The following is a 22,161-nucleotide window of genomic DNA, read 5'->3' on the forward strand; positions in this document are numbered from 1 at the left end:
GTTGATGAATTTGCATGCCTCGTCTCTTTATTGCTGAAAAACCGAGTTTAGGTCGCGCGATTGCGGCTGTCTTGCCGCGTCCTCATAAAAACAACCAAGGTTATATTGAAACTGCCGATGGCGATATTGTCACTTGGTGTATTGGTCATTTACTTGAGCAAGTCGAGCCAGATGCGTACGACGAGAAGTATAAAAAGTGGAATATGGGTGATTTACCTATTGTGCCGCAGCAGTGGCAGTTGGTACCACGCAAATCCGCCAAGCAGCAATTGGCAGTAGTGAAGAAGTTAGCTAAGCAGGCGACCGATATTGTTCATGCCGGAGACCCTGACCGAGAAGGGCAGTTGCTGGTGGACGAAGTGATTGATTACGTCAAAGTACCAGCCAGCAAAAAAGCCAATATTCAACGACTTTTGATTTCAGATTTAAACCCGAGTGCTGTTAAACGTGCACTTTCGAACATGCGTAGTAATCGCGACTTTATTCCTTTGTCAGTCTCTGCTCTAGCACGTTCGCGCGCAGACTGGCTATATGGCATGAACATGACGCGTGCCTATACATTGTTGGGGCAAAAAGGGGGCTATAAAGGCGTACTATCGGTTGGACGAGTACAAACGCCAGTATTGGGCTTGGTTACGCGTCGTGATGATGATATCGCCAATTTTGTTCCAAAGCCGTTTTACGAAGTGTTTGCGCTTATTCCTTACCAAGATAACGATATTCGTGCTCGTTGGCAGCCAAGTAAGGCGTGTGATCCTTATCGAGATGAAGACGGTCGAGTGCTTAATCGCAAACTGTGTGAAAACGTGGTGGCACGGATCAAAGGGCAGCCTGCAGAAGTGACGGAATCTGAACGTAAAGAAACCCGTCAGTCAGCGCCATTGCCTTATTCGTTATCTGCATTACAAATCGATGCTGCCCGCCGTTACAACATGAGTGCTGCCGATGTATTGGCACATTGTCAGTCACTGTACGAAAAACACAAAGTGATCACTTACCCTCGTTCGGATTGTCGTTATTTACCGATGGATCACTTCAAGCAAGCCGATAAAGTGTGCCAAGCGGTGAGCCAAACCTGTACTGAGTTGGCTTCTGCTAGCCAAGGTGCAGATTTATCAATTAAGTCGAAAGCGTGGAATGATAAAAAAGTCGATGCTCACCATGCGATTATCCCAACGCCTAAGTCGGTTAACCCTGCGGCATTGAGTAGCGGTGAAAGTAAAATTTACCAATTGGTTGCCAGACAATACCTGATGCAGTTTTATCCTGCGGCTGTGTATAGCGAAGCCAAGTTAGTCTTTACTATCGCAGGCGGTACTTTTATCGCCAAAGGGCGTCAATTGATGTCGCCAGGATGGCGAACATTGCTTGGGCGTAATGATAATGACAAAGAGGAAGATCTGGCGGATAAAGTACCGCCGCTAGAAAAAGGGACGGTGCTGACTTGTCGTGAAGGTGAAATCAAAGACAAGATGACAGAGCCACCGAAACCTTTTACCGAAGCAACCCTATTACAAGCGATGACGGGGATCGCCCGTTTTGTGTCGGATGCGTCGTTGAAAAAGATTTTGCGCGATACCGATGGTTTGGGTACTGAAGCTACCCGTGCGGGGATCCTTGATATTTTGTTTAAGCGTCAGTTGTTAATGCGCCAAGGTAAAAACATCCATGCGACAGAGGCGGGTAAAGGTTTGGTTTACGCGTTACCTGATGAGTCGACATACCCTGATATGACAGCGCATTGGGAACACCAGTTGCAAGATATGGCGGAAAAGAAATGTGCTTATCAGCCGTTTATGGACGCATTACAAGAGCGTGTTCAGAGCTTGATGGAAAAGGTAAAGCACAGCGAAGTACCACCGAGCTTACGTTCACTCAAATCGCCAGAGTTTAAGAAAGGCGGTGGTAAAAAACGTCGTTATACCAAACGTAAATCCACCAAAAGCAAGAAAGCCTAATAAAATACAACTTGGGTTGGGAATAGAGTTAAAGTCAAAGCCGCATCATTTATGGTGCGGCATTTTTATGGACGGCATTTCGTCATGCTAGTGGACGATTTGCTCTGAATCGAAAAAGAAGCAGTTTTTACCCAATTCTTTGGCCTGGTATAGCGCTTCATCGGCTTTTTTGAACAATCGATTGGCGGTACTGGCTAAAGATGGATGCGTACTGGCGACACCAATACTGATAGTGACAAAGTCTGAATCGGCTTGCTGGTGTTTAAGCTTAAGTTTTTGCACCGCATGGAGCGCTTGCTTCGCCGCATATACCGCTGCTTTATGATCTAACCCCGGCAATAGTAAAACAAATTCTTCACCACCAAAGCGGGCAAATAAAGCACCGGCTCGTCGCTCGATATTATTCAATGCTTGGGCGATGACCTTTAAGCATTGATCGCCTGCCGCATGACCATAATGATCGTTATAGGATTTGAAGTTATCGATGTCGATGATCAGTAATGACATCGGCAGTTGATGCCGTTCAGCGCGACGCCATTCATCTCTTAATCTGACATCAAAAGCGCGACGATTAGCAACATTGGTTAGGGGATCACATTTGGCGAGGTGTTCAAGCTGTTGGTTAGCATGTTGGAGTTCTTGGGTACGTTCTGCAACGCGTTGTTCTAGCTCTTTATTAAGACTCTTTAAGCTCTCTTCCGCTTGTCTTCTTACCAAGTGTTGCGAGACGATAAAACCGAACTGTTTGAGTAACTGGCGGTGGTAGTCCTGCAATGGGCGTCCGGTGATCAAATTATCGCAGGCTATCCAACCCACAGGCGTGTCCTCATCCCATAAAGCCACATAGGCATTCCAGCCCGCGCCAACAGGCTCAAGATCATGATAAAGCTCGGTATGGTTGTTGATCACTATGTACTCTTGACCTTTTAGGGCGTGAGAGGAGAACCAATGGTCTGGGATCGGTGACTTAAAGTAGTGTTCATCAACGGTATTACCTTCGGTATCTGTGCCGTAAGTACCGTACATGTTCAATTTTTCATCGAAAAGAAAGATCGCCATTCGGTCGATATCGAGCTGCTTTTTGGCTTCATCAACCGCCGTAAAGAGCATTTCGTTGATCGACTTAGTTCGCCATAGCATAAAGGAGATGTCATGCAGCGCTTGCAGTTGCTCTAAAAAAGCTTGCTGAGGGAATAATTGAGTTTGGGGAGCTGCCAACGCGAACCTCCTTGTTATTTCGAACTGTGTAATAAGGGTATTGTTAGCGAAATAAGAAGCAGAAATTTGGTTGCAGTTCTCAAATTGAGTTGTGCTTGATTGCATATGGTAAAAAGTGAGAACTACGTCCCATTGTTGGAATGAGTGTCACTCTTTTGGCTTTTTGAAATGGGCTTGTTTGACTCAAGCGTCGGGAGTCGCTTGAGCCAAAGGTGATACCCGCAATGCTCAGGTTAAGGTCTAAATAGTCACTTCAATCGCGAATGCGTCTACCAAGGTATTACTGAACCATCGTAATTATAAAACCCACCGCTGTGTTCAGGTGTCAGGGTATCGATGACATGTTTTAGCCCTGTCGCTGAAGTTTGGGTATCGATAAGAGCATTAGGCCCGCCCATTTCAGTTTGGACCCAGCCCGGATGAAGGGCTACGGAGATAATGCCTTCCGGTAATAAGTCGTTAGAAAGGCTTTTGACTACCGAATTTAATGCGGCTTTAGAAGAGCGATAGATATAACCGCCACCACTGGTATTTTCGGTCATGCTACCTACTTTTGACGATACACTAGCGATAATACCTCGTTGTGCTTGCTTCAGCTGCGGATAAAAAGCCTCGGCCATTTTTAGTGGCGCAATGGTATTGATTTCAAACACTTTACGCCATTCCTGGGCGTCAGTGTTACCAAACCCATAGCCCTTAGGGCCGTAGTAACCCGCGTTATTCAGTAAGATATCGAGCGGCTTGTCACTGAGAGTCTCGCTAAGCGCTTCAATCGCATCATGATCGGTGACATCAAGTTGGTGTAGCTGCAAGTTCGGCTTTGCTGCCGCCAATGCGATTAACTCGGCAGCTTGTTTTTCATTACGGAAACACGCATGAACTTCAAAATTGGCATCAAGGTATTGCTCCACAAGTGCTAAACCAATACCACGGTTAGCTCCTGTAATTAAAATTCTCGCAGACATACTCATTCCTTAATTCTCTTTTGTTGATCGTCATGATCAGAACAAACTTGCATTAGCCTAAGTAGATAAAAGCATAAACTCAATATTGAGACGGCAAATAGCGGCAATTTCTCATTTAATTGCATATAGGAGTGCTGATTTAAAGCTGAGGAGAAGAGGGAAATGAGCAAGCTAAGAAGCTATCGCCGGTCTTACTTTTCTTATTGGAATCTATTGAGTGGAGTGGGGAGGTCTTGTTTTATTAAGGCAACAGCAACCACGCCTCGTTACTTAAAGTTTTTTACTTTTATCGTATTACTTACCACCACTGCTTTATCAGGTTGCGGCAGTTCACGTCATCAGCAGCTTAGTGAACTGGGTTTTACACGTCCTTATTTGGATGGGTATCAAGACGGTTGTCACTCAAGAAAAGAGCAAGCAGTGACTTATTTAGATGGTTTTCGCCAAGACCCTGAGCGAATGCTCGTCGAGCCTAAGTATGCGAATGGTTGGCAAGATGGTTATGAGCAATGTTATGCCAATAACCTTGACTATTATTAGTCAGTTTTTTGTTCTGGGCGTTGAATGCAAAACAGGTAGCACAAGGCTACCTGTTTTCGTCAGAGCTTAACTCATGCTGTTAGTTTTGCGGGTGATAAAAGCGTTTTAGCTCGTGCATCACTTGCATTAAGGTCGACAACTTAGGGCGACGCTCGTCTTTGAGCTGGTAGTTTTCATCATACACTTGATAGTTGCCGTAACGGTCAACCACAGTGGTCGTGCGGTTTTGAATCACAACGATGTCTTTGCTATCGCCAGCAAGTACCCAGCGTCGTTCAGGATCCATATTAAACAGGTTCTGGCCACTGCTGTATTTGTCGCTGGTGGTTGAAATATTCAGTAGCGATTCCATTAGCGTTGGCACTATGTCTAGGTGGCTACTGGTTTGAGTAACCGTTTGTGCGTCTTGTTCAGGCCAATGGATCACCATAGGGATCTTCAATTGGTATTGGCTGTAGTTACTGTTTGAGCCCCAGCTGTTGGTACCTGTTTCGTTAAATTCCGTACCGTGATTAGAGGTAATGATCACCACAGTATTTTCAAGCACCTGTTGTTGCTCTAGAGTGGCGAACACTTTACCTAAGAGTTCATCAGCAAAATGTGCTGCGTTTTTGTAGCTATTCTTAAGTAGTTCAGATGTATTCGACAGCTTGGTATTTTTTGCAGTGGTGCTGAGTGAAGGCGTAAATTTAGGAGTGTAATCACCGCCTTCTTCAAATTCTTGTACCGACAGAAGCTCTACATAGCTAAACCAAGGGTCATCGTTTTGTTGTGCTTGTTCTACCCAGGTTTGCCAGTTGGTAATCGCTAAGCGATCGTTGGGTTCTTGGGTGTTGGTGCTATTTTCAGCCAGTTTTTGTTGCTCAAAAATCGTTTGGTAGTAAATAGGTGAACTGAAATTATCACTGCTAAAAAGACCAAATTGATAGTTGCGCTTTTTCAAGGTTGAAACGAGTACTGGCGATGCACTCTCTGCTCGGATGCTTTCTAAATAACTGCCCGGCAGACCATAAAATAAACCAAATACACCGACAGTATTGTCGTTACTGGTACTGTAATGATCTTCAAAGTTGATGTTGTTGGTCGCAAACGCCGTCAGGTTAGGCATGATTTCAGCCGTCATCATGTCGCTGCGTAGGCCATCAACCATCACAATCAGTACGTTTTGATTAGTGCCTTGATCGGAAAAACTGAGCTTATCGATAGGGTAACGAATCAGCGGACTTTCTTCTTTGCCAGCTTCTTCTTTACGTTTGGCATAGTCTGAACGGTCGATTAGACCGTGTTTTTCCATAAAGGTCTTCGCTGTCATTGGGTATGACAGTGGGAAATTTGAACGTTGCATAGTAACTGGGCGATACAAAAATGCATCCGCCCAGATATAAATCAGGTGGCTACCCAAGAAGCAGAGGCCAAATACGAGCGCAATCGGCCCGCCGACATGCTTGCGAGTAAGGACGCGTAACTTGCGCCATAGCCACTCTGATAACAGCAATTGCAGAAAGAAGAGTACAGGAACTGTGATAAACAGGTATTGCCATCGCGCATTGAGATCGCTCTTTTCACCACTTAGAAGTAAATCCCACACCAGTGGACTGAGGTGGAGGTCTAAAGTAGTGAAGGCATGCGTATCTAACAGTAATACGGTTAGACCTAGGGTGGCAAATAAGACCGCAAACAAGCGCATTAAGCGCTGTGACGGGATCAGAAAGCTGGCTGGAAATAAAACCAGGATATAAAACCCGAATACTAAAAAGCCAAAGTGACCTACCCAGCTTAGCAATAGATAGAGTTGCCCTAATAAAGTTTCAGGCCATTCTGAATGCACAATATATCGCGTACCCAAAAGCATGGCTGCGATGATATTGAAAAAGCTGAACCAGTGTCCCCAGCTAATTAGCTGAGAAACTTTGTCTTTGTAGTTATTTCCGCTGGCGACCATATCTGTCTTATCTTCTCTGTCTCTCGGGCAAAGGTCTCTGTTAGTCTTTGATTGTGGTCTGCAGTGCTTGGGCAAATTTCTCAGCAATTGCCTTACGTTGGCCTGCTGGAACGTCAGCGTTGATGATATTGGTAGCAATGTTGCCCATAATCATCAGTGCAAGTTCTGCTGATGCATCATGCTTTTCTAGTACATCGAACACGTCAGTGATGATTTGTTCAACTTTTTCGTTGCTGTATTTTGAAGTAATTGGCATAGGAAGTCTTGGTTTAAAGTTTACTAAAGCGACTTATGATAACCTACACTCTTGGTTTCCTGAAAAACTTTTCAATTATGAGTCTTAACCTTTCGAATGTTATTTTGCACCAATTGGTCAAGAATGATAAGGATGAATTTGAAGTTCATCTTAGAAAACAAACACTTGATCACAATGATTCAACTGAAAACCTTGTTGCAGAGCTGCATCGAGTATACAGCAGCAAAGGCGCAAAAGGTTTTGCCCACTTCGCAGAAGAGAGCGAATTTAGCCATTGGTTGAAGCAATGTCGCGCAGGCGAGTTGGATTTCTTGTCATTTTCTAACCAATCAGCCCAACGTCTTCATGCTGAATTAGCAAAATATCCTTTTGCTGAAGCGGGGACTTTGGTGATGGCGGAATATCAATCACTGGCTACAGATTACCTGTTCATTGGCGTGATGCCGACTTGCCATAGCATGAAGGTTACTGAGCAGTTAGATATCAGTGCGACCGACTATCTTGATGTTGCCAAAATGGACATCGTCGCGCGTATTGACCTTTCAGCATGGGAAACGGACGCTGAGTCAAATCGTTACCTGACTTTCATCAAAGGGCGCGTAGGTCGTAAGATTGCCGATTTCTTCCTCGACTTCCTTCAAGCTGAAGTTGGTTTGGATGTGAAAGAGCAAAACCAAGTGCTGATGCAAGCTGTTGAAGATTTCTGCGCTGATTCTCGTCTTGATAAAGAAGAAAAGCAGCAATACCGTAAACAAGTTTACGATTACTGCAACGAGCAATTGCAAGCGGGCGATGAAGTGACAATCAAAGAGTTGGCGGGCGAATTGCCACCAGCAGAAGATGGCACGGATTTTTACCAATTTACGTCTCAGCAAGGTTACGAGCTAGAAGAAAGCTTCCCAGCTGACCGTACAGCAATGCGCAAGCTAACTAAGTTTGTTGGCTCTGGCGGCGGTTTATCTATCAACTTTGATAGCATGTTGCTAGGTGAGCGTGTGTTTTACGATGCGGAAACTGATACGCTGACGATCAAAGGCACACCACCTAACCTTAAAGATCAGCTTCAACGCCGTTTGAATTCAGATAACTAGGATCTTTCCCAGTTTTATCTGTTAAGGGGGAGCAATGACAGTGCTAAGTATTGTCATTGCTGCCCCCTTGTTGGCTTGGTTAGGCAATCTTGTCTAGTATTGTGCTATAGAGTTCATATTTTAGTGCGCCTTTGAGCAGGAGCGGTCATGGATGACGACATAAGCAAGCATATAGCTGAAAAGCAGTCTTTAGCTCAAATTTTCTCTACCAAGCTGTTATGGGGATGGCGAACTTCAGTTGTCTTGGCGGTAGCCGCAGTATTCGTATTTTCTTATCTTTTCTATCAATCTTCGCATTTATCGCGTCTTCAGGCTCAACTCGAACAGCTTCATACCCAATCTGTCCATTTGCACCAGCAGGCTGTGACTAATCGGTTTGAGAAAGTGGATAATCCGAGCGCTCAGTCAATGCCTTTTCGGCAAAGCTTATTGCAATTAAGTGATCAGAATGTGGGGAATGCGACACAAGCATCGCTGGATCAGCTTAAATTACAGGGCGGTCAATACGCTGAAATGTTGGATCAGGCATTAATGAGCCAGGACTCGTTTGCTAACATTGTGGATGCTTTGGTGACAGCCGAGCAGCAAGCCGCTCATCACCCTGTGCTTCACGAGCTTTTTCAAGCATTCTCGATGAATGTGATCCAATTATTAGGTGCTGCAAATACAGACCACCAAGCGGTAATGGGGGCGCTCAATCAGTCGTTAGCCGCGATTGATGATGCTCAACAAAGTTTAACTCCTGCGTTGCAATTGCAAGCGCAACACACCATGAAGTCGGTTTTACCTCTGCTCTCGCGCTATGTCCAATTCCAACAGGCGTTAGGTAATATTAACCAAGCTCCTTTCGAGCAAAGTTACCAACAAGCACAAAATAATCTACATCAAGAACGTAACCAGCTAACGGTTTGGCAGGCGGTATTGGGTATCGTCTTTGTTGTGTGTTTTGCTTTTAATTTGTGGCTTGTCCAGTTTTATAAAGTGCGCCAGCTCGTTCCCTTAGATAAGGAAGAGCATGCAGCTAAAGAACAGCACGGCGATAAAGAAGATCAAGTCACCGATGCTGATACATCAGGACAAGTATTATCAACAGCACCTACTGTAAAAGCATCATCGCCAGCCAATGTGAATGTGGCACCAGCAACCAGTGATACTTCAACAACCGATATTTCTTCAACTGAAAGTGCACCTTCATCAGCAGAGGTGCAACCACCGGCACAAGTATCAACGAGCGTCTCTTCGTCTAAAACGGCATCGCCAATGGAGGAAGAGGTTTCTTCTGCGGTTAGCCATGCGCAGCCACAAATAACAGAAGTGAATGAAGACGTAAATGCTGTGGCTAGTGCGACAATGGAAACGGAGCATACGTCCACCGAGCTATTTGATGCGCGTCATATCTTAAGCAATATGGATGATGATTTAGACTCAGTGATCATGCTGCTGGAGATATTTGTCCAAGAGCATAGCGCCGATGGTGAACACTTCCGTGAAGCGTTAGAGCAAGGTCGTTTAGAAGACGCTGCTCGTATTGCCCATAGCCTGAAAGGTGTGGCGAGTAGTATTGGCTCAGCAGCGTTAAAACAAGTTTCTGAGCGTTTGGAATTGGCGCTGAAGCAAGACGATATGATAGTCGAGCAAGATTATACTGAGCTTAACGTCACCCTTCGTTTGGTAGTCGCTCAAGTACAAGACTATCTTGTGGCGCAAGGTGCTAAACAAGAGGTCGTCTCAAGCCCTCAGCAAATTGAGAGCAATGAGGACGAAGAAAAAAAGCCTGAATCGTTTTCTCACTTAAATCCCAATAGTGACCCTGATAGTGGGCTTACTAATGAATCAAGTAGTGACTCTAGAAGTGACGTTACTCTTGAGGCTGAAATTCCAGAAGAGGCCGGCTCGACGGTAAAACTTCAAGATCGTGAAGCGCCAGCTATCGATATTGCTTACATGATGAAGACCATGGATGGCGATCTTGAAACAGTACAGATGCTATTGGAAATCTTTGTTGAGGAGCATGTCAATGACGGCAAGCGCCTAACGCAACTGGTCTATCAGACCGACCCTGTTCCTGAAGAAGCTATTCGTTTGGTTCACAGCATCAAAGGTGTTTCTTCGAGTGTGGGAGCCCAAAACCTCAAAGCGATAGCAGCGAATATTGAAAGCCGTATGAAGCAGGGACAAACAGTGAGTGATGCTGATTACCGTGAATTTGATATTCGGTTATCGGCGGCAATTGATGCGGCGAATCACTTCTTAGCCACCGCAGATAGCACTGCAGATCTTGAATTACACGAAGAAGGTGTCGCATAACCATGAAGTGGTTCACTCTATGAAATCAAAGGCGATCGCCTGGTATCAATCCCTGAGTTTTAAAGGCTTAGCACTGTTGTTGGTATTATTATCGATGGTGGTTTTGAGCATTGTATATGTGATGCAAACCGTAGGGGTTCGGTTAGCTACTCAATCGGCAGAGCAAACAGTCGCAGCAGAGTCTGAAGCTGTTGGACAATCAATAGTGCAACTCGGCGCCAAAATTGAAAGCGCCGCTTTTAGTCTTTCCAGTGCCGTTGAAACTATTCCTTCGACGGAAACGCTCGATCAGTATTTCCGCCATATTTTAACCAGTCCTGCCATTGGTAAATTTATTGCCAGTGGCGGCGTGTGGCCTGATGCCTACGCCAGCGATAGCAAATTGTTGAATAGCTTGTTTTACAATAAAAACAGCCATGACGTGGTCGAGGTTGTGAACAGCTATAACCAAAACTTAGCAGCCCCGTATTTTGGTGCTGAGTGGTTTGTACCTGCGCGTTGGTTGGCGAAAGGTGATGCGTATTGGTCGCAATCTTATACCGATCCTTATACCGCAGAGCCGATGGTGACCTGTACTGTGCCGTATTTTAATAATGGGCAATTTGCAGGCGTGGTGACCTTGGATATTCGGGTTAAAGCACTTAATGCGTATTTAATTGAACAAGGTAAACAGCAGGGCGTGTATTTTGCTTTGCTTGATAGAGCTGGGCGTTTCTTAGCTTACCCTGAGCCTGAAAAAGTGATGGAAGCGCAAGCTGAGGTGCCGGGGTATATTTTAAGTCACCAATATTCGGCGCAAGAGCCAAACTTTACCCCTGTTGCTGTGGCAATAAACGACATTATGGCGCAGCGGCGTTCGACTCAGCAAAATGAAACGGAGATCCAACAGTTGGCGCAAACCATGGTTGCGCAGTCACTCGATATTTCGATGAGCTATGCACTGTCGGTAGCGGCTGAGTTACTGCACCCTGATCCTGATATGAGTCGTGCCCAGCCATTGTTTAGTCTAACGAATCAAGCTGATCCTATCTTGCAGCAAGCCGCGTATGTTTCTGCAATCCGTATTCCTCGAATGCAATGGATGTTGCTGCAAGGCGTTCCAGCTCGTGACTTATACCAACAAGCGGTGCAATTAGAACGGCGTTTGATCCTCTTTATGTTGCCTGTGGTGCTGGTATTTATTGCGGTGATTTTTGTGTTTTTTAATCGCCGTTTTTTCCAGCCGCTGAAAGAGGTGCGCCAAGCGTTATCGGCACAAACTCAAGGCGCAGAATTTTCACCGCTTCCTGTGCATTACAACGATGAACTTGGTCGTTTGATCCAGCGGTTTAACCAACGCAGTGAAAGCTTGATTACCGCTCGCCAAGAAGCATTAAAAGCAGCTGAAGCGAAGCAGCAGTTCTTAGCGAATATGAGCCATGAAATTCGAACTCCGATGAACGGCATTATTGGTGCTGCTGATCTGATGCGAGCGGGTAACATGAATGGTCAGCAGCAAGAGTTCTTGTCGATTATTCGCCACTCAGCCTCAAGTTTGATGACCATCATTAACGATATTTTGGATTACAGCAAAATTGAGTCGAGTAAGATCGAACTTGAAAGTGTGCCTTTTGATCTCAAGGAATTAACAGGGTATGCCCATGAGCTAGTGAAGCCGACACTACCTGATGCCAGTCGGGTTGATTTTCGATTTGCCGTGGATGAATCAGTACCAGCTAAGTTGCTAGGCGATCCTACCCGAGTGCAGCAGATCTTAATTAACTTATTGGGTAATGCGATTAAATTTACCGAGCAAGGCTATGTGCATTTGCAAGTCACTTTAGTGCAGCGTGATGAGCATGCGGTGGTGCTGGAATTTAATGTCTCTGACAGCGGCATTGGTATCCCGCAAGATAAGCTAGAACATATTTTTGATAAATTCTCGCAAGCCGATGAAACCACTACCCGTCGCTTTGGGGGTTCAGGGCTTGGTTTAACCATTACTCGCCAGTTAATTGAGCTAATGGGCGGGCATATTCAAGTGATGAGTGAAGTGGGGCAAGGCTCTGAGTTTATCGTGACGCTGCCGTTTACGGTTGCCAGTTGGCAGCCTGATGTTATCGTCGAGCAATTTGTCGTGGATAAGCTAGATACGGTGGAGAGTGATGCGCCGTTTGTTCATCAACGCTGTTTGCTGGTGGAAGATAATAAGATAAACCGAGTGATTGCGACGCAGTTACTTACCCGAGCGGGATTTGCTATCGATGTCGCGTGTGATGGTTTGGAAGCCGTTGAAAAAGCACAACATGAACGCTTCGATGTGATCTATATGGATATGCAAATGCCTAAGCTTGATGGGGTTGAAGCGACCAAAGCGATTCGTGCAGGGCAAGGAAAAAACGCCGAGACACCGATTATTGCGATGACAGCAAACGTAATGGCTGCGGATGTCGCACGGTGCCGAGAAGCAGGAATGCAAGGCCATATTGGCAAACCGATAGCGGAATCGGATCTTTATGCTGTGACGATCCAAGCTTTCGAGGATAAAAGTGTGATCACAATGCAAAGTTGATCTTTATCAACTCTTCTTAAAGCGCGCGGTGGATAATAAGCCGCACTATGATAGTTCAAAATCAACATTCAGTTCGTTCGCAGCGTGAACTGGATACAGTGAAGGCGATGATTCGCTTATATTGTAAAACGCTGCATCGTGGGGCAATCATGTGCCCTGAGTGCGAAGGTCTTATCGATTATGTTGAAAAGAGAATGTCGAGCTGTCGCTTAGGCGCAGAGAAGCCGACTTGTCAGTCGTGTACCGCTTCCTGTTATCCGCCTGCGAAGCGACTACACCTTACGCACGTACTCCGCTGGTCACTGCCACGCTTTTTCTGGCGACACCCATTAAAAGCAATGCATTTTAAGATGGACGGTTGGCGCGCACACCATCATAACAACGGCCATACAACAGGTAACAAAGTGGGATAACCAAGCGAGAGAATTGGAAGGGACAGCCAGCGACTGTATGTAAATGAAAAGGCTGCATCATCAAATGCAGCCTTTTTTGTTGCTCATAAATTGAGACGCAATCGTCGTTTCTTTGTCTTATGCGCCAAAGCCTAGGCTAGTTAACCAAGTTGCAATGCGATCGTCGGTTAGGTCTGGTTGGCGATCTTCGTCTAAAGCTAAGCCAACAAATTGGCCTTCTTCTTTCACAGCACGAGAGTCGTTAAACTCATAACCTTCAGTTGACCATGCTCCTACAAGTTCACCGCCCGCTTCAGTAACAAGATCGGCTAAATCACCCATTGCATCTTGGAAGCTATCTGGGTAATCAATTTGGTCGCCTAAACCAAATAGCGCCACTTTTTTACCGCTTAGGTCTGCATCTTCAAGTTCTGGTACGAAGTAATCCCAATCTGGTTGCATTTCACCATAGTTGGCAGTTGGTGTACCTAAGATTAAGAGTTCGTAATCATCAAAAATGTCACTGGTGCAGCCCGCGATATCTTGTGCCTCTAAGCCGAGTTTGGTGGCGATTTTCTCAGCAATGGATTCGGTGTTACCCGTATCGCTACCAAAGAATACGGCTGTTTTTTCAAGAATTGTGCTGTCAAAAGGCGTTGAAGTTAGTGCTGTCATCATGTCTCCTTTACTGCCAGATAGCAGTAAGTTTGTTTTCATTCCAGCAGGCGTAGTGCCTGCTGGGTTTGTAAGTTTTCGCTAATAACTGATGAGTTATCGGTCACCAGTATGTGCTTTGTGGTGCTGCAGAAAGCGTTATTTCCATTCCAACAGCTGGTTGAGTAACTGGTGTTTATGGCTAACTTGCTGGCGTAAACGTTCTAGGTTTTGCTGGTAGCGTTCAGGGTCGCGACGCTGAATTTGGGTAAAGCGTGCTTCACGACTGATCAACTCTTCTACATCGCGATTAGGCGCTTTGGAGTCCATTTGTAGTGCGGCTCTGCCTTTTTCTGTTCGACGAGGATCAAAGCGGAATAGAGGCCATAAGCCGCTTTCAACCAGTAGTTGCTGGTGTTCGACGCCTTCTGCCATATCAAACCCGTGGGTAATACATGGTGAGTAGGCAATCACTAATGATGGGCCAGGGTAAGCTTCTGCTTCTTGCAAGGCTTTAACGGCTTGGTTCATGTTGGCGCCAAGGGCGATTTTGGCGACGTAAACATTGCCGTGCATCATGATATTGACGGCGAGGTCTTTGCCGTTACTTGCCTTACCTTGAGTGGCGAATTTTGCGACTGCTCCCGTTGGGGTTGCTTTAGATTGCTGACCACCTGTGTTGGAGTACCCTTGGGTATCCATCACCAACACATTGACGTTATCGCTACCAGCCAATACGTGGTCAAGACCGCCAAAATCAATGTCGTAAGCCCAGCCATCACCGCCGATGATCCAGTTACTTTTTGCTACTAAATCGTCAGCACAGTTGATGAGCGCTTGGTGAGAAAAATCAAGTTGCGCTTTTAAGGCCGCGATATTGTCGCGCTGACGGCGAATAGCCGCTTCACTGCTATCAAAAGCATCTGAGCTAATTTGCTCACGCAATTCGGTTGGCAAAATGCTCGCTGCTTGTTCAAGCAAAATCAGGGCATGGTCTCGTTTGCTATTTAGGGCAAGGCGCATGCCTAAACCAAATTCGGCATTATCTTCAAATAGCGAGTTGGCCCATGCCGGCCCTCGACCTTGTGAGTCGACCGCGTACGGTGTGGTTGGTAGGTTACCGCCATAAATAGACGAGCAGCCCGTGGCGTTGGCAATCAGCATACGATCACCAAATAACTGGGTTAGTAGCTTGATATATGACGTTTCGCCACAGCCAGAGCAGGCGCCAGAGAATTCAAACAATGGTTGTAGCAATTGGCTGCTGCGTGCATCGATACGCTTGATGTCGATACGCTCTAGCTCAGGGAGTTCAGTGAAGAACGCAAAGTGTTCGCTTTGCTGCTCAATATGATCAACTTTTGGCTGCATATTGATAGCCTTGCGGGCTGGGTTGTCTTTGTCGCTGGCTGGGCACGCCATGGTACAGAGGTTACAGCCAGTACAATCTTGTGGAGATACTTGCAGGGTATATTGCTTGCCTTTGAAATCACGTTGTTTGTATTCAACGCTCTCAAAACTATATGGCGCTTTAGTTAGCGCTTGCTCATCGACGGCTTTAGCGCGAATGGCGGCGTGCGGACAGACCAAAGTACAAATATTACATTGGGTACAAAGATCCGATTCCCAGACTGGAATTTCTTGGGCGATGTTACGTTTTTCCCATTGGCTGGTGGCGGTAGGCCAAGTGCCATCGACAGGGAATGCACTCACTGGCAGTAGATCGCCTTTGTCAGCCATCATCATGGCACTGACATGTTTTACCAGATCCGGCGCACGTTCACTGACGATAGGGGGACGAGCAAAAATGCTGGTGGCAGTATCTGGGATCGCCACTTGCTCGATTCGCTCTAGTGTTGCGGCCACTGCTTTTTGGTTTGCTTCAACAATTGCAGGTCCGCGTTTACTGTATGACTGCTCAATGGCTTGGTTGAGTTTGGCGAGAGCTTGCTCGGTTGGCAGCATTTCGCTCAAAGCAAAAAAGCCTGCCTGCATGATGGTATTAATGCGGTTTTTAAGGCCGAGTTCACGAGCGAGGCTCACGGCATCAATCACATACAGCGTTAGTTGCTTATTAATGATGGTTTGTTGCACTTCACGCGGTAGGTATTGCCACACTTGTGATGCATCATGTGGGCTATTTAGCAGCACGGTACCGTTGGGAGCTGCACGCTCAACCATTTCTAATTTGTCGATAAACTGGAACTGATGACAAGCAACGAACTCTGCTTGGTCAATCAGGTAGGGCGCTTCAATTGGCTTGCTGTCGATACGAAGGTGAGAAACCGTGGTTCCCCCTGATTTTTTCGAGTCGTAGACAAAATAACCTTGGGTATGAAGGTCGGTATTTTCACCGATGATCTTGATAGTGTTTTTGTTTGCACTGACGGTGCCATCGGCGCCTAGTCCATAGAAGAGGGCGCGAAGACGGGTTTGCGGTTCCGTGTAGTGGCTGTCGCCAATAGGTAATGATAAATGGGTAATGTCATCGGTAATACCAACGGTGAAGTTGTGATGTAATTGGCGGTGTGCCATGGCATTGAAAATGGCTTCGACATGACTTGGTGTAAATTCTTTCGATGACAGACCATAGCGACCGCCCATTACTGTCGGCATCTGAGAGATTTTTTGTTCAGTAACGGCTTGGGCTAAGCTGGCGACAACGTCAAGATACAGCGGTTCGCCAAGCGCACCTGGCTCTTTAGTGCGATCCAAAACAGCAATATTTTTGACGCTAGCAGGCAGCACTTGTAAGAAGTGCTTGAGTGAAAATGGACGGAAAAGATGCACATTAAGTACACCGACTTTGTGTCCTGCTTTTAGTTGTTGATCAACGGCTTGTTGTACTGTAGAGGTCGCTGAGCCCATGACGATAATAATGTTTTCAGCTTCAGGGTGACCATAGTAGTCAAAGAGCTTGTACTCACGCCCTGTCAGTGAACCGAACTTCGCCATGGTATCTGCTACGGTATCGGGACACGCGAGATAAAACGGGTTGGCAGCTTCTCGTGATTGGAAGAAAGTGTCAGGGTTTTGAGCGGTACCGCGAATGCTTGGCGCATCAGGGGTTAGGCCACGTTGACGTAATGCTTCAACCGCATCTTGGTTGATCATCGCAGTGATGGTGTCATCGTCAATCATGGCGATTTTATTGATTTCGTGTGAGGTACGGAAACCATCAAAAAAGTGCACAAAAGGCACGCGACTGTCTAAGGTCGCAGCTTGCGCAATCATCGCCATGTCATGGGCTTGCTGAACAGAGTTAGCGGCAAGCATGGCAAAACCGGTTTGGCGCACAGCCATGACATCGGAGTGATCGCCAAAAATAGAAAGTGCGTGAGTAGCAATAGTACGCGCAGCAACATGCATCACGAACGGGGTTAATTCGCCCGCAATTTTGTACATGTTCGGAATTTTAAGTAGCAAGCCTTGCGAAGACGTGAAGGTTGTTGCCATTGAGCCAGCCATCAAAGCACCGTGAACAGCGCCGGCAGCACCACCTTCAGATTGCATTTCAATCACGCGAGGCACTTGTCCCCACAGGTTCGTTTTTTGTTGGCTTTCCCAAACTTCACAGGCCTCAGACATAGGTGAAGAGGGCGTAATTGGATAAATACCAATGACTTGGTTACAACGGTACGCGATAGAAGCTGCTGCTTCGTTACCGTCGAGTGTTTTAAATGTAGGTTTTTTAGACATAGCAAGCTCCAGCGAACGAGCACTGTAATGATTCTTTTTATGAAGAGGAGCCGCTTCTAGAGTGGGTAACAGAAGCGGCTCATGAGGCGGGGCAAAGAACGATTAGGCTTTATACTTCTAGCCTGTGTATTTGCTTGCCCCTAATAGCGACGATTAAGCCTCTACAACCTCAATTTTTGGCTGTGGGTTTAGCATTTTTGCTAAATCTTGTTGCGCATCACCTGTCAGCTGTAGGTTGAATTGCTGTTGCAGGAAGGCAAAGATATCTTCGTTGACAAACTCAGGTGGGTTAGGACCTAAGTAGATGTTTTGAATGCCTAAGTTGAATAGCGCAAGTAGGATCAGTACCGCTTTTTGCTCCATCCAAGATAGAACAATGTTCACTGGCAAATCGTTAACTGCAACACCCATAGCTTCGCTCAGCGCGAGTGCGATCATCACTGCACCATAGCTGTCGTTACATTGACCAAGGTCGAGGTAACGTGGGATCTCTGTACCTGGAACTGTACCAAAGTCATGATCATTAAAGCGGAACTTACCGCAAGATGAAGTCAGGATGATGCAGTCTTCAGGGATAGAAAGCGCCAGCTCACGGAAGTAATCATTTGGTTTACCCGGTTTGTCACAACCAGCAACCACAAAGAACTGTTTGATTTTGCCTTCGTTGACCGCTTCAAGAATTTGCGGAGCTAAGCCTAGGATGGTTTTGTAGTTGTGACCTGTCATCAAGGTTTCTTCGCTGTCGAAACCTTCAATGTCTGGCAAGCTTAATGTTTGCTCAATCAGTGGTGCAAAATCATCTTCAAGTTGGCGGCAACCATCGATGCCTACGATACCGTAGCTGTATAGACGGTCGGCGTAATCAGCACGGCCCGTTGGTGGAACAATACAGTTTGTGGTCACGATAATTGTGCCATTCCACTGTTGGAATAGTTTCTTCTGGTCGAACCAAGCTTTACCAACGTTACCTTTCAGGTGTGCGTACTTACGAAGCTCTGGGTAACCGTGAGCAGGTAGCATCTCTGAGTGAGTATAGATATTGATGCCTTTGCCTTCAGTGGCGATCAGTAGACGCTCAAGCAAGTCGAGATCGTGACCTGTAACCAGAATACCTTTACCTTCAGCTTTGTTCTGTGGCACGCATACAGGAGTAGGGATCCCTAAGCGACCGTGGTGAGCTTCACCCAGAATTGACATCATTTCGCTACCTGCACCACCAATTTTCATTAGCTGTGCAATGTGCTGATCGAAGCTGAAGTTAACATTGGTTAGTGTGAAGTACAGGGTTTCCGCAATCACATCATCTACTGATTTAGTGTTCGCACCTAAATCGTTAGCGTGTGTACGGTAAGCTGACAGGCCTTTTAAGCCAAAAATCATAATATCTTGTAGGCGAGATAGGTTCTCATCTTTACCACAAGTACCTTGAGTTTTACCCGTACTACCACAGCCACCAGTTTGTGCCATAGAGCACTGGTGACAAAACATTGCGAGGTTCGACATTGCTATATCCTTTTTAAGGTGTATTTATTTTGCAACTTTATATTGATAAGGATATAGATCGCCCTATAATCCCGTCCTTGATCGAGATCATAAGTGGCATAGAAAATACATATTTCCTAAAGGGATGAAACATAAGATTTTTATGCTACAACGACTCAAATTGGTTATATACTAGTGTGATCTCATCTGGTTATTTGGTGAAAAAGTGAGTAATCTACTGCTCCTAGTGACGAGACGATCACGTAAATCATCCTGACTATAGGCTAGGTATAAGGGCTGATTAAATGAGCTATGAAAAGATGACTCGTAGTATTCAACAGCAGGCAAATGTTGAGTCAAAACTGCATATGCAAAAGGTGAAAGAGAAGATGTTACGTCGCTTGTGTGAAGAGCGCGGACTACTTCCTACTGCGAGTAAAGTGAAGGAACACAGTGATCAGGGTGTGAAAGCACTGGTTTACTAGATTCACTATATCTATCTGAAGAAACCCTCTTACGATTATGCAGGTTGCAATCGAGAAAGACGTTTGTTCAGCTAGTTATAAAGCAAAGGGCGCTAACTGATGTTAGCGCCCTTTTTGTTATCTCTGTGTATCGCTTACCGATTTGCTATTAAGCGGCAAGTTTTTCAAGAACACGCATCAGTAGTTTGATACGTGGCTCAATCGTGTTGAGCTCCAAATATTCATCTGCGCTGTGGAAACCAGCACCTGCAGGACCTAAACCATCAAGGGTTGGGATACCCATTACAGCGGTTAGGTTAGCATCAGAACCGCCACCCACTTCTTGCCATTTGATGTCGATACCCAACTCTTCGCCTGATTGCTCAACCAGTGCCATTAGGGCTTCTGTTTTCTCAGAAGGTACCATTGATGGTTTGTGCGCTTCACGATCTACCGTGATAGTTACACCATCAACAAATGGTGTTTCAGTTAGGGCACGAATCTTCGCATCAGCTTCAGCGTATTCGTCGTTATCCCAGAAACGCACATCAACAACTGCTTCAGCTTGGTCAGGAACAATGTTCGCCCCTGCGCCGCCGTTAACCACACCCACGTTTAGGGTCGTGCCGGTTTCGAAGTTAGTTAGTGCGTTAATCGCAAGGATCCAATTCGCCATTTCAGTGATTGCACTGCGGCCACTTTGTGGATCGTTACCTGCGTGTGCCGCTTTACCTGCAAAACCCAAGCGGTAACGTGCCATGCCCTTACGAGCTTTCACTAGTGAACCATCAGCACGTGCAGCTTCAGCCACTAGTACGTTTTTGGCATTAACAGCAACGCTTTTTAGCCACTCTTCTGAGTGTAGTGAGCCGATTTCTTCGTCTGGGTTCATGCAAATGCAAATAGACAGTTTGTCGGTAACCGCCTTGTCGATGTTACGTAGCGCGTAAACAACGTTAAGTAGGCCTGATTTCATGTCTGAAACACCAGGGCCGTAAGCGCGGTTTTCATCGTGTGTCATTGGTCGTGCAGCCACAGTACCCACAGGGAATACTGTGTCCATGTGACCAATCATCATCACATCAATGTGTTCAGCATCAGGTTTGTTGCGAACTTCAAGACCAGTACCTGCCACGCCACAATCAACGCGCTTCACGTACCAACCCATATCCAAGTATTTGCTTTCCATTTGGTTAGCGATAACTTCGATGCCTTCTTTGGTTAGCGTACCGCAGTCTACGTCGATCAAAGGACGTAGCTCTTCAAGGTAAGCTTCCAGTGTGAAATCTTGTAGGGAGATGCTCATAGTGACTCCGAAACACCCTAAATAAAGGGGAATAAATGCATAAGAAAGAGCAGGGAGGCGCAGTGCCTCCCTAATAGATGTGGGTTACACCAAGATGTTCATCACGAACATCGCAGCGAACGCATTCAGTACCGATAGGGCAATCATTACTGGGATGTAACGACCTTCAGTACCGATAGGACCCATGATGCGGCCCATGTACTGAACTTGAGATCCCATTAGGTAGATAGCTGGTGCCAGAATTGCGATGTGTTGACCGTTAAGAATACCTTGGTCAAATAGGGTGATCACAACACCAACTGCGCCGCCCATCGACATCCATGCGCCGATCAGTACCGCTGCGGCTTCACCTGGTAGACCAAAGATCGCCATGATTGGTGAGAATAGGCTGCCCATAGCATCCAAAGCACCTGTGATTTGCAGCGCTTTGATGATCACAAAGGCCATCAATACGTTAGGAACCGTTGACGTTGTTGCAATAGTCCAACCTTTTTTAGCACCTTCAACGAAGATGTCTGTCACCATAGGTTTTTTTGCTGCAGTCATTATGCTGTCTCCTCAGTCAGGTTGGCTTTCTTGTCAGACTTATCTTCTTTACCTTCAGTGATGTTTAGGTAGATGCGGAATAGGTTTGCACCAACAAACTTAAAGATAAACATGATAGCCACAGCCAAACCGATTGAAGACGTTACTGCTGGTGTACCGTCGGCAAGCGTTAGCGTGAATAGCACCGCGCCTGATGAGAAGAAGTTAACAATCGCAGCACCCGCTGAGAATTGGAACATAGTGAAGACATCAGTTTCTCGCTTAGTCAGGTGACCTTCATCGCGAAGTTGACGCGTCATTGCAGCGCCGGCATCAGTACTTTGTAGAGAAGCAATCAGAGCAAGACCAGAGTTACCCGGAATACCCATTAGCGGACGTAGTAGCGGTGTTAGAAGTTTACGTGCAGCATCAAGCGCACCATAGTGTTCTAGCACGTTAATCATACCAAGTGCGAACATTACAGTCGGGATAAGCGTTAGGGCAAATAGGAAGCCGTCACGTGCACCGCTACCGCCTTTACCGCGCATAGATGTTGCTGCTGTTTGAATACCGTCAGCCGTTTCATTTACTGAGTAAACTACGTTGCCAAATGAACCGTTTAGGGTAGTGAAATCGAAAACGCCGTACCATTCGTTTGACTGAAGAAGACCTGAAAAAAAGACCACTGCAAAGGCGAGGGCAAGGTAGCTGCCAATCGTTACTTTGCGGCCTTGTTCCGCTGGATTGCTCATAGGTGTAACCTCGTAGGAATCAAAAATCGCAATTGCGATAAAAACTGCACTTTATTCAT

17 protein-coding genes are annotated in these 22,161 nt (G+C 46.1%); 7 read left to right on the plus strand and 10 right to left on the minus strand.

The features are described 5' to 3' along the window. Positions 1–14 precede the first annotated feature (14 nt). The gene (locus tag A3K86_RS13610) at positions 15–1,958 is read left to right on the plus strand and encodes a DNA topoisomerase III (protein ID WP_068331956.1); all 1,944 of its coding nucleotides are present in this window, start codon (positions 15–17) and stop codon (positions 1,956–1,958) included. Between the two features lie 87 nt (positions 1,959–2,045). Here A3K86_RS13610 and A3K86_RS13615 read toward each other — a convergent pair whose 3' ends face one another. Continuing rightward, a complete protein-coding gene (locus tag A3K86_RS13615) occupies positions 2,046–3,176 on the minus strand; it encodes a GGDEF domain-containing protein (RefSeq protein WP_068331958.1) in 1,131 nt (376 codons plus the stop codon). Positions 3,177–3,445: 269 nt separating this feature from the next. Continuing rightward, positions 3,446–4,141, minus strand: coding sequence for an SDR family oxidoreductase (locus tag A3K86_RS13620; RefSeq protein WP_068331961.1), 696 nt, complete (start codon positions 4,139–4,141; stop codon positions 3,446–3,448). Positions 4,142–4,303: 162 nt separating this feature from the next. On the opposite strand from A3K86_RS13620, the gene A3K86_RS13625 reads away from it, so the two are divergent. Further along, the gene (locus tag A3K86_RS13625) at positions 4,304–4,681 is read left to right on the plus strand and encodes a hypothetical protein (RefSeq protein WP_415860038.1); all 378 of its coding nucleotides are present in this window, start codon (positions 4,304–4,306) and stop codon (positions 4,679–4,681) included. 79 nt (positions 4,682–4,760) lie between these two features. Here the strand turns inward: A3K86_RS13625 and A3K86_RS13630 are convergent, their stop codons facing one another. After that, complete coding sequence (locus A3K86_RS13630; protein ID WP_068331964.1) at positions 4,761–6,623, minus strand: DUF3413 domain-containing protein; 1,863 nt, start codon at positions 6,621–6,623, stop codon at positions 4,761–4,763. Between the two features lie 40 nt (positions 6,624–6,663). Further along, positions 6,664–6,879, minus strand: a complete 216-nt coding sequence (locus A3K86_RS13635) for a YejL family protein (protein ID WP_068331968.1) — start codon at positions 6,877–6,879, stop codon at positions 6,664–6,666. Positions 6,880–6,956: 77 nt separating this feature from the next. On the opposite strand from A3K86_RS13635, the gene yejK reads away from it, so the two are divergent. From yejK to A3K86_RS22510, 4 genes are all read left to right on the plus strand, one after another. Further along, on the plus strand, positions 6,957–7,970 hold the full coding sequence (gene yejK, locus A3K86_RS13640) for a nucleoid-associated protein YejK (RefSeq protein WP_068332596.1): 1,014 nt from the start codon (positions 6,957–6,959) through the stop codon (positions 7,968–7,970). 147 nt (positions 7,971–8,117) lie between these two features. Then, on the plus strand, positions 8,118–10,277 hold the full coding sequence (locus tag A3K86_RS13645) for an Hpt domain-containing protein (RefSeq protein WP_068331970.1): 2,160 nt from the start codon (positions 8,118–8,120) through the stop codon (positions 10,275–10,277). A gap of 19 nt (positions 10,278–10,296) precedes the next feature. Next, complete coding sequence (locus A3K86_RS13650; protein ID WP_084406612.1) at positions 10,297–12,828, plus strand: hybrid sensor histidine kinase/response regulator; 2,532 nt, start codon at positions 10,297–10,299, stop codon at positions 12,826–12,828. Positions 12,829–12,875: 47 nt separating this feature from the next. Then, complete coding sequence (locus tag A3K86_RS22510) at positions 12,876–13,241, plus strand: nitrous oxide-stimulated promoter family protein (RefSeq protein ID WP_084406613.1); 366 nt, start codon at positions 12,876–12,878, stop codon at positions 13,239–13,241. A 117-nt stretch (positions 13,242–13,358) separates the two neighbouring features. Here A3K86_RS22510 and fldA read toward each other — a convergent pair whose 3' ends face one another. The 3 genes from fldA to hcp all read right to left on the minus strand — a co-directional run bounded on the left by fldA (position 13,359) and on the right by hcp (position 19,076). Next, entirely contained in the window at positions 13,359–13,895 is a 537-nt protein-coding gene (fldA, locus tag A3K86_RS13655) for a flavodoxin FldA (protein WP_068331973.1), read from the minus strand. A gap of 138 nt (positions 13,896–14,033) precedes the next feature. Continuing rightward, on the minus strand, positions 14,034–17,573 hold the full coding sequence (gene nifJ / locus A3K86_RS13660) for a pyruvate:ferredoxin (flavodoxin) oxidoreductase (protein WP_068331977.1): 3,540 nt from the start codon (positions 17,571–17,573) through the stop codon (positions 14,034–14,036). Positions 17,574–17,726: 153 nt separating this feature from the next. Next, positions 17,727–19,076, minus strand: coding sequence for a hydroxylamine reductase (hcp, locus tag A3K86_RS13665; protein ID WP_068331980.1), 1,350 nt, complete (start codon positions 19,074–19,076; stop codon positions 17,727–17,729). Between the two features lie 284 nt (positions 19,077–19,360). On the opposite strand from hcp, the gene A3K86_RS13670 reads away from it, so the two are divergent. Continuing rightward, a complete protein-coding gene (locus tag A3K86_RS13670; protein ID WP_068331983.1) occupies positions 19,361–19,540 on the plus strand; it encodes a hypothetical protein in 180 nt (59 codons plus the stop codon). 148 nt (positions 19,541–19,688) lie between these two features. Here the strand turns inward: A3K86_RS13670 and A3K86_RS13675 are convergent, their stop codons facing one another. From A3K86_RS13675 to A3K86_RS13685, 3 genes are all read right to left on the minus strand, one after another. Further along, on the minus strand, positions 19,689–20,825 hold the full coding sequence (locus tag A3K86_RS13675) for a M20 family metallopeptidase (RefSeq protein ID WP_068331985.1): 1,137 nt from the start codon (positions 20,823–20,825) through the stop codon (positions 19,689–19,691). An 84-nt stretch (positions 20,826–20,909) separates the two neighbouring features. Continuing rightward, complete coding sequence (locus tag A3K86_RS13680; RefSeq protein ID WP_068331989.1) at positions 20,910–21,371, minus strand: YjiG family protein; 462 nt, start codon at positions 21,369–21,371, stop codon at positions 20,910–20,912. Further along, positions 21,371–22,102, minus strand: a complete 732-nt coding sequence (locus tag A3K86_RS13685; protein WP_068331992.1) for a nucleoside recognition domain-containing protein — start codon at positions 22,100–22,102, stop codon at positions 21,371–21,373. The genes A3K86_RS13680 and A3K86_RS13685 overlap by 1 nt, the downstream gene beginning before the upstream one ends. Positions 22,103–22,161 lie beyond the last annotated feature (59 nt).

Origin of the sequence: Photobacterium jeanii, from assembly GCF_001650345.1 — a bacterium.
Classification (GTDB): Bacteria; Pseudomonadota; Gammaproteobacteria; order Enterobacterales; family Vibrionaceae; genus Photobacterium; species Photobacterium jeanii.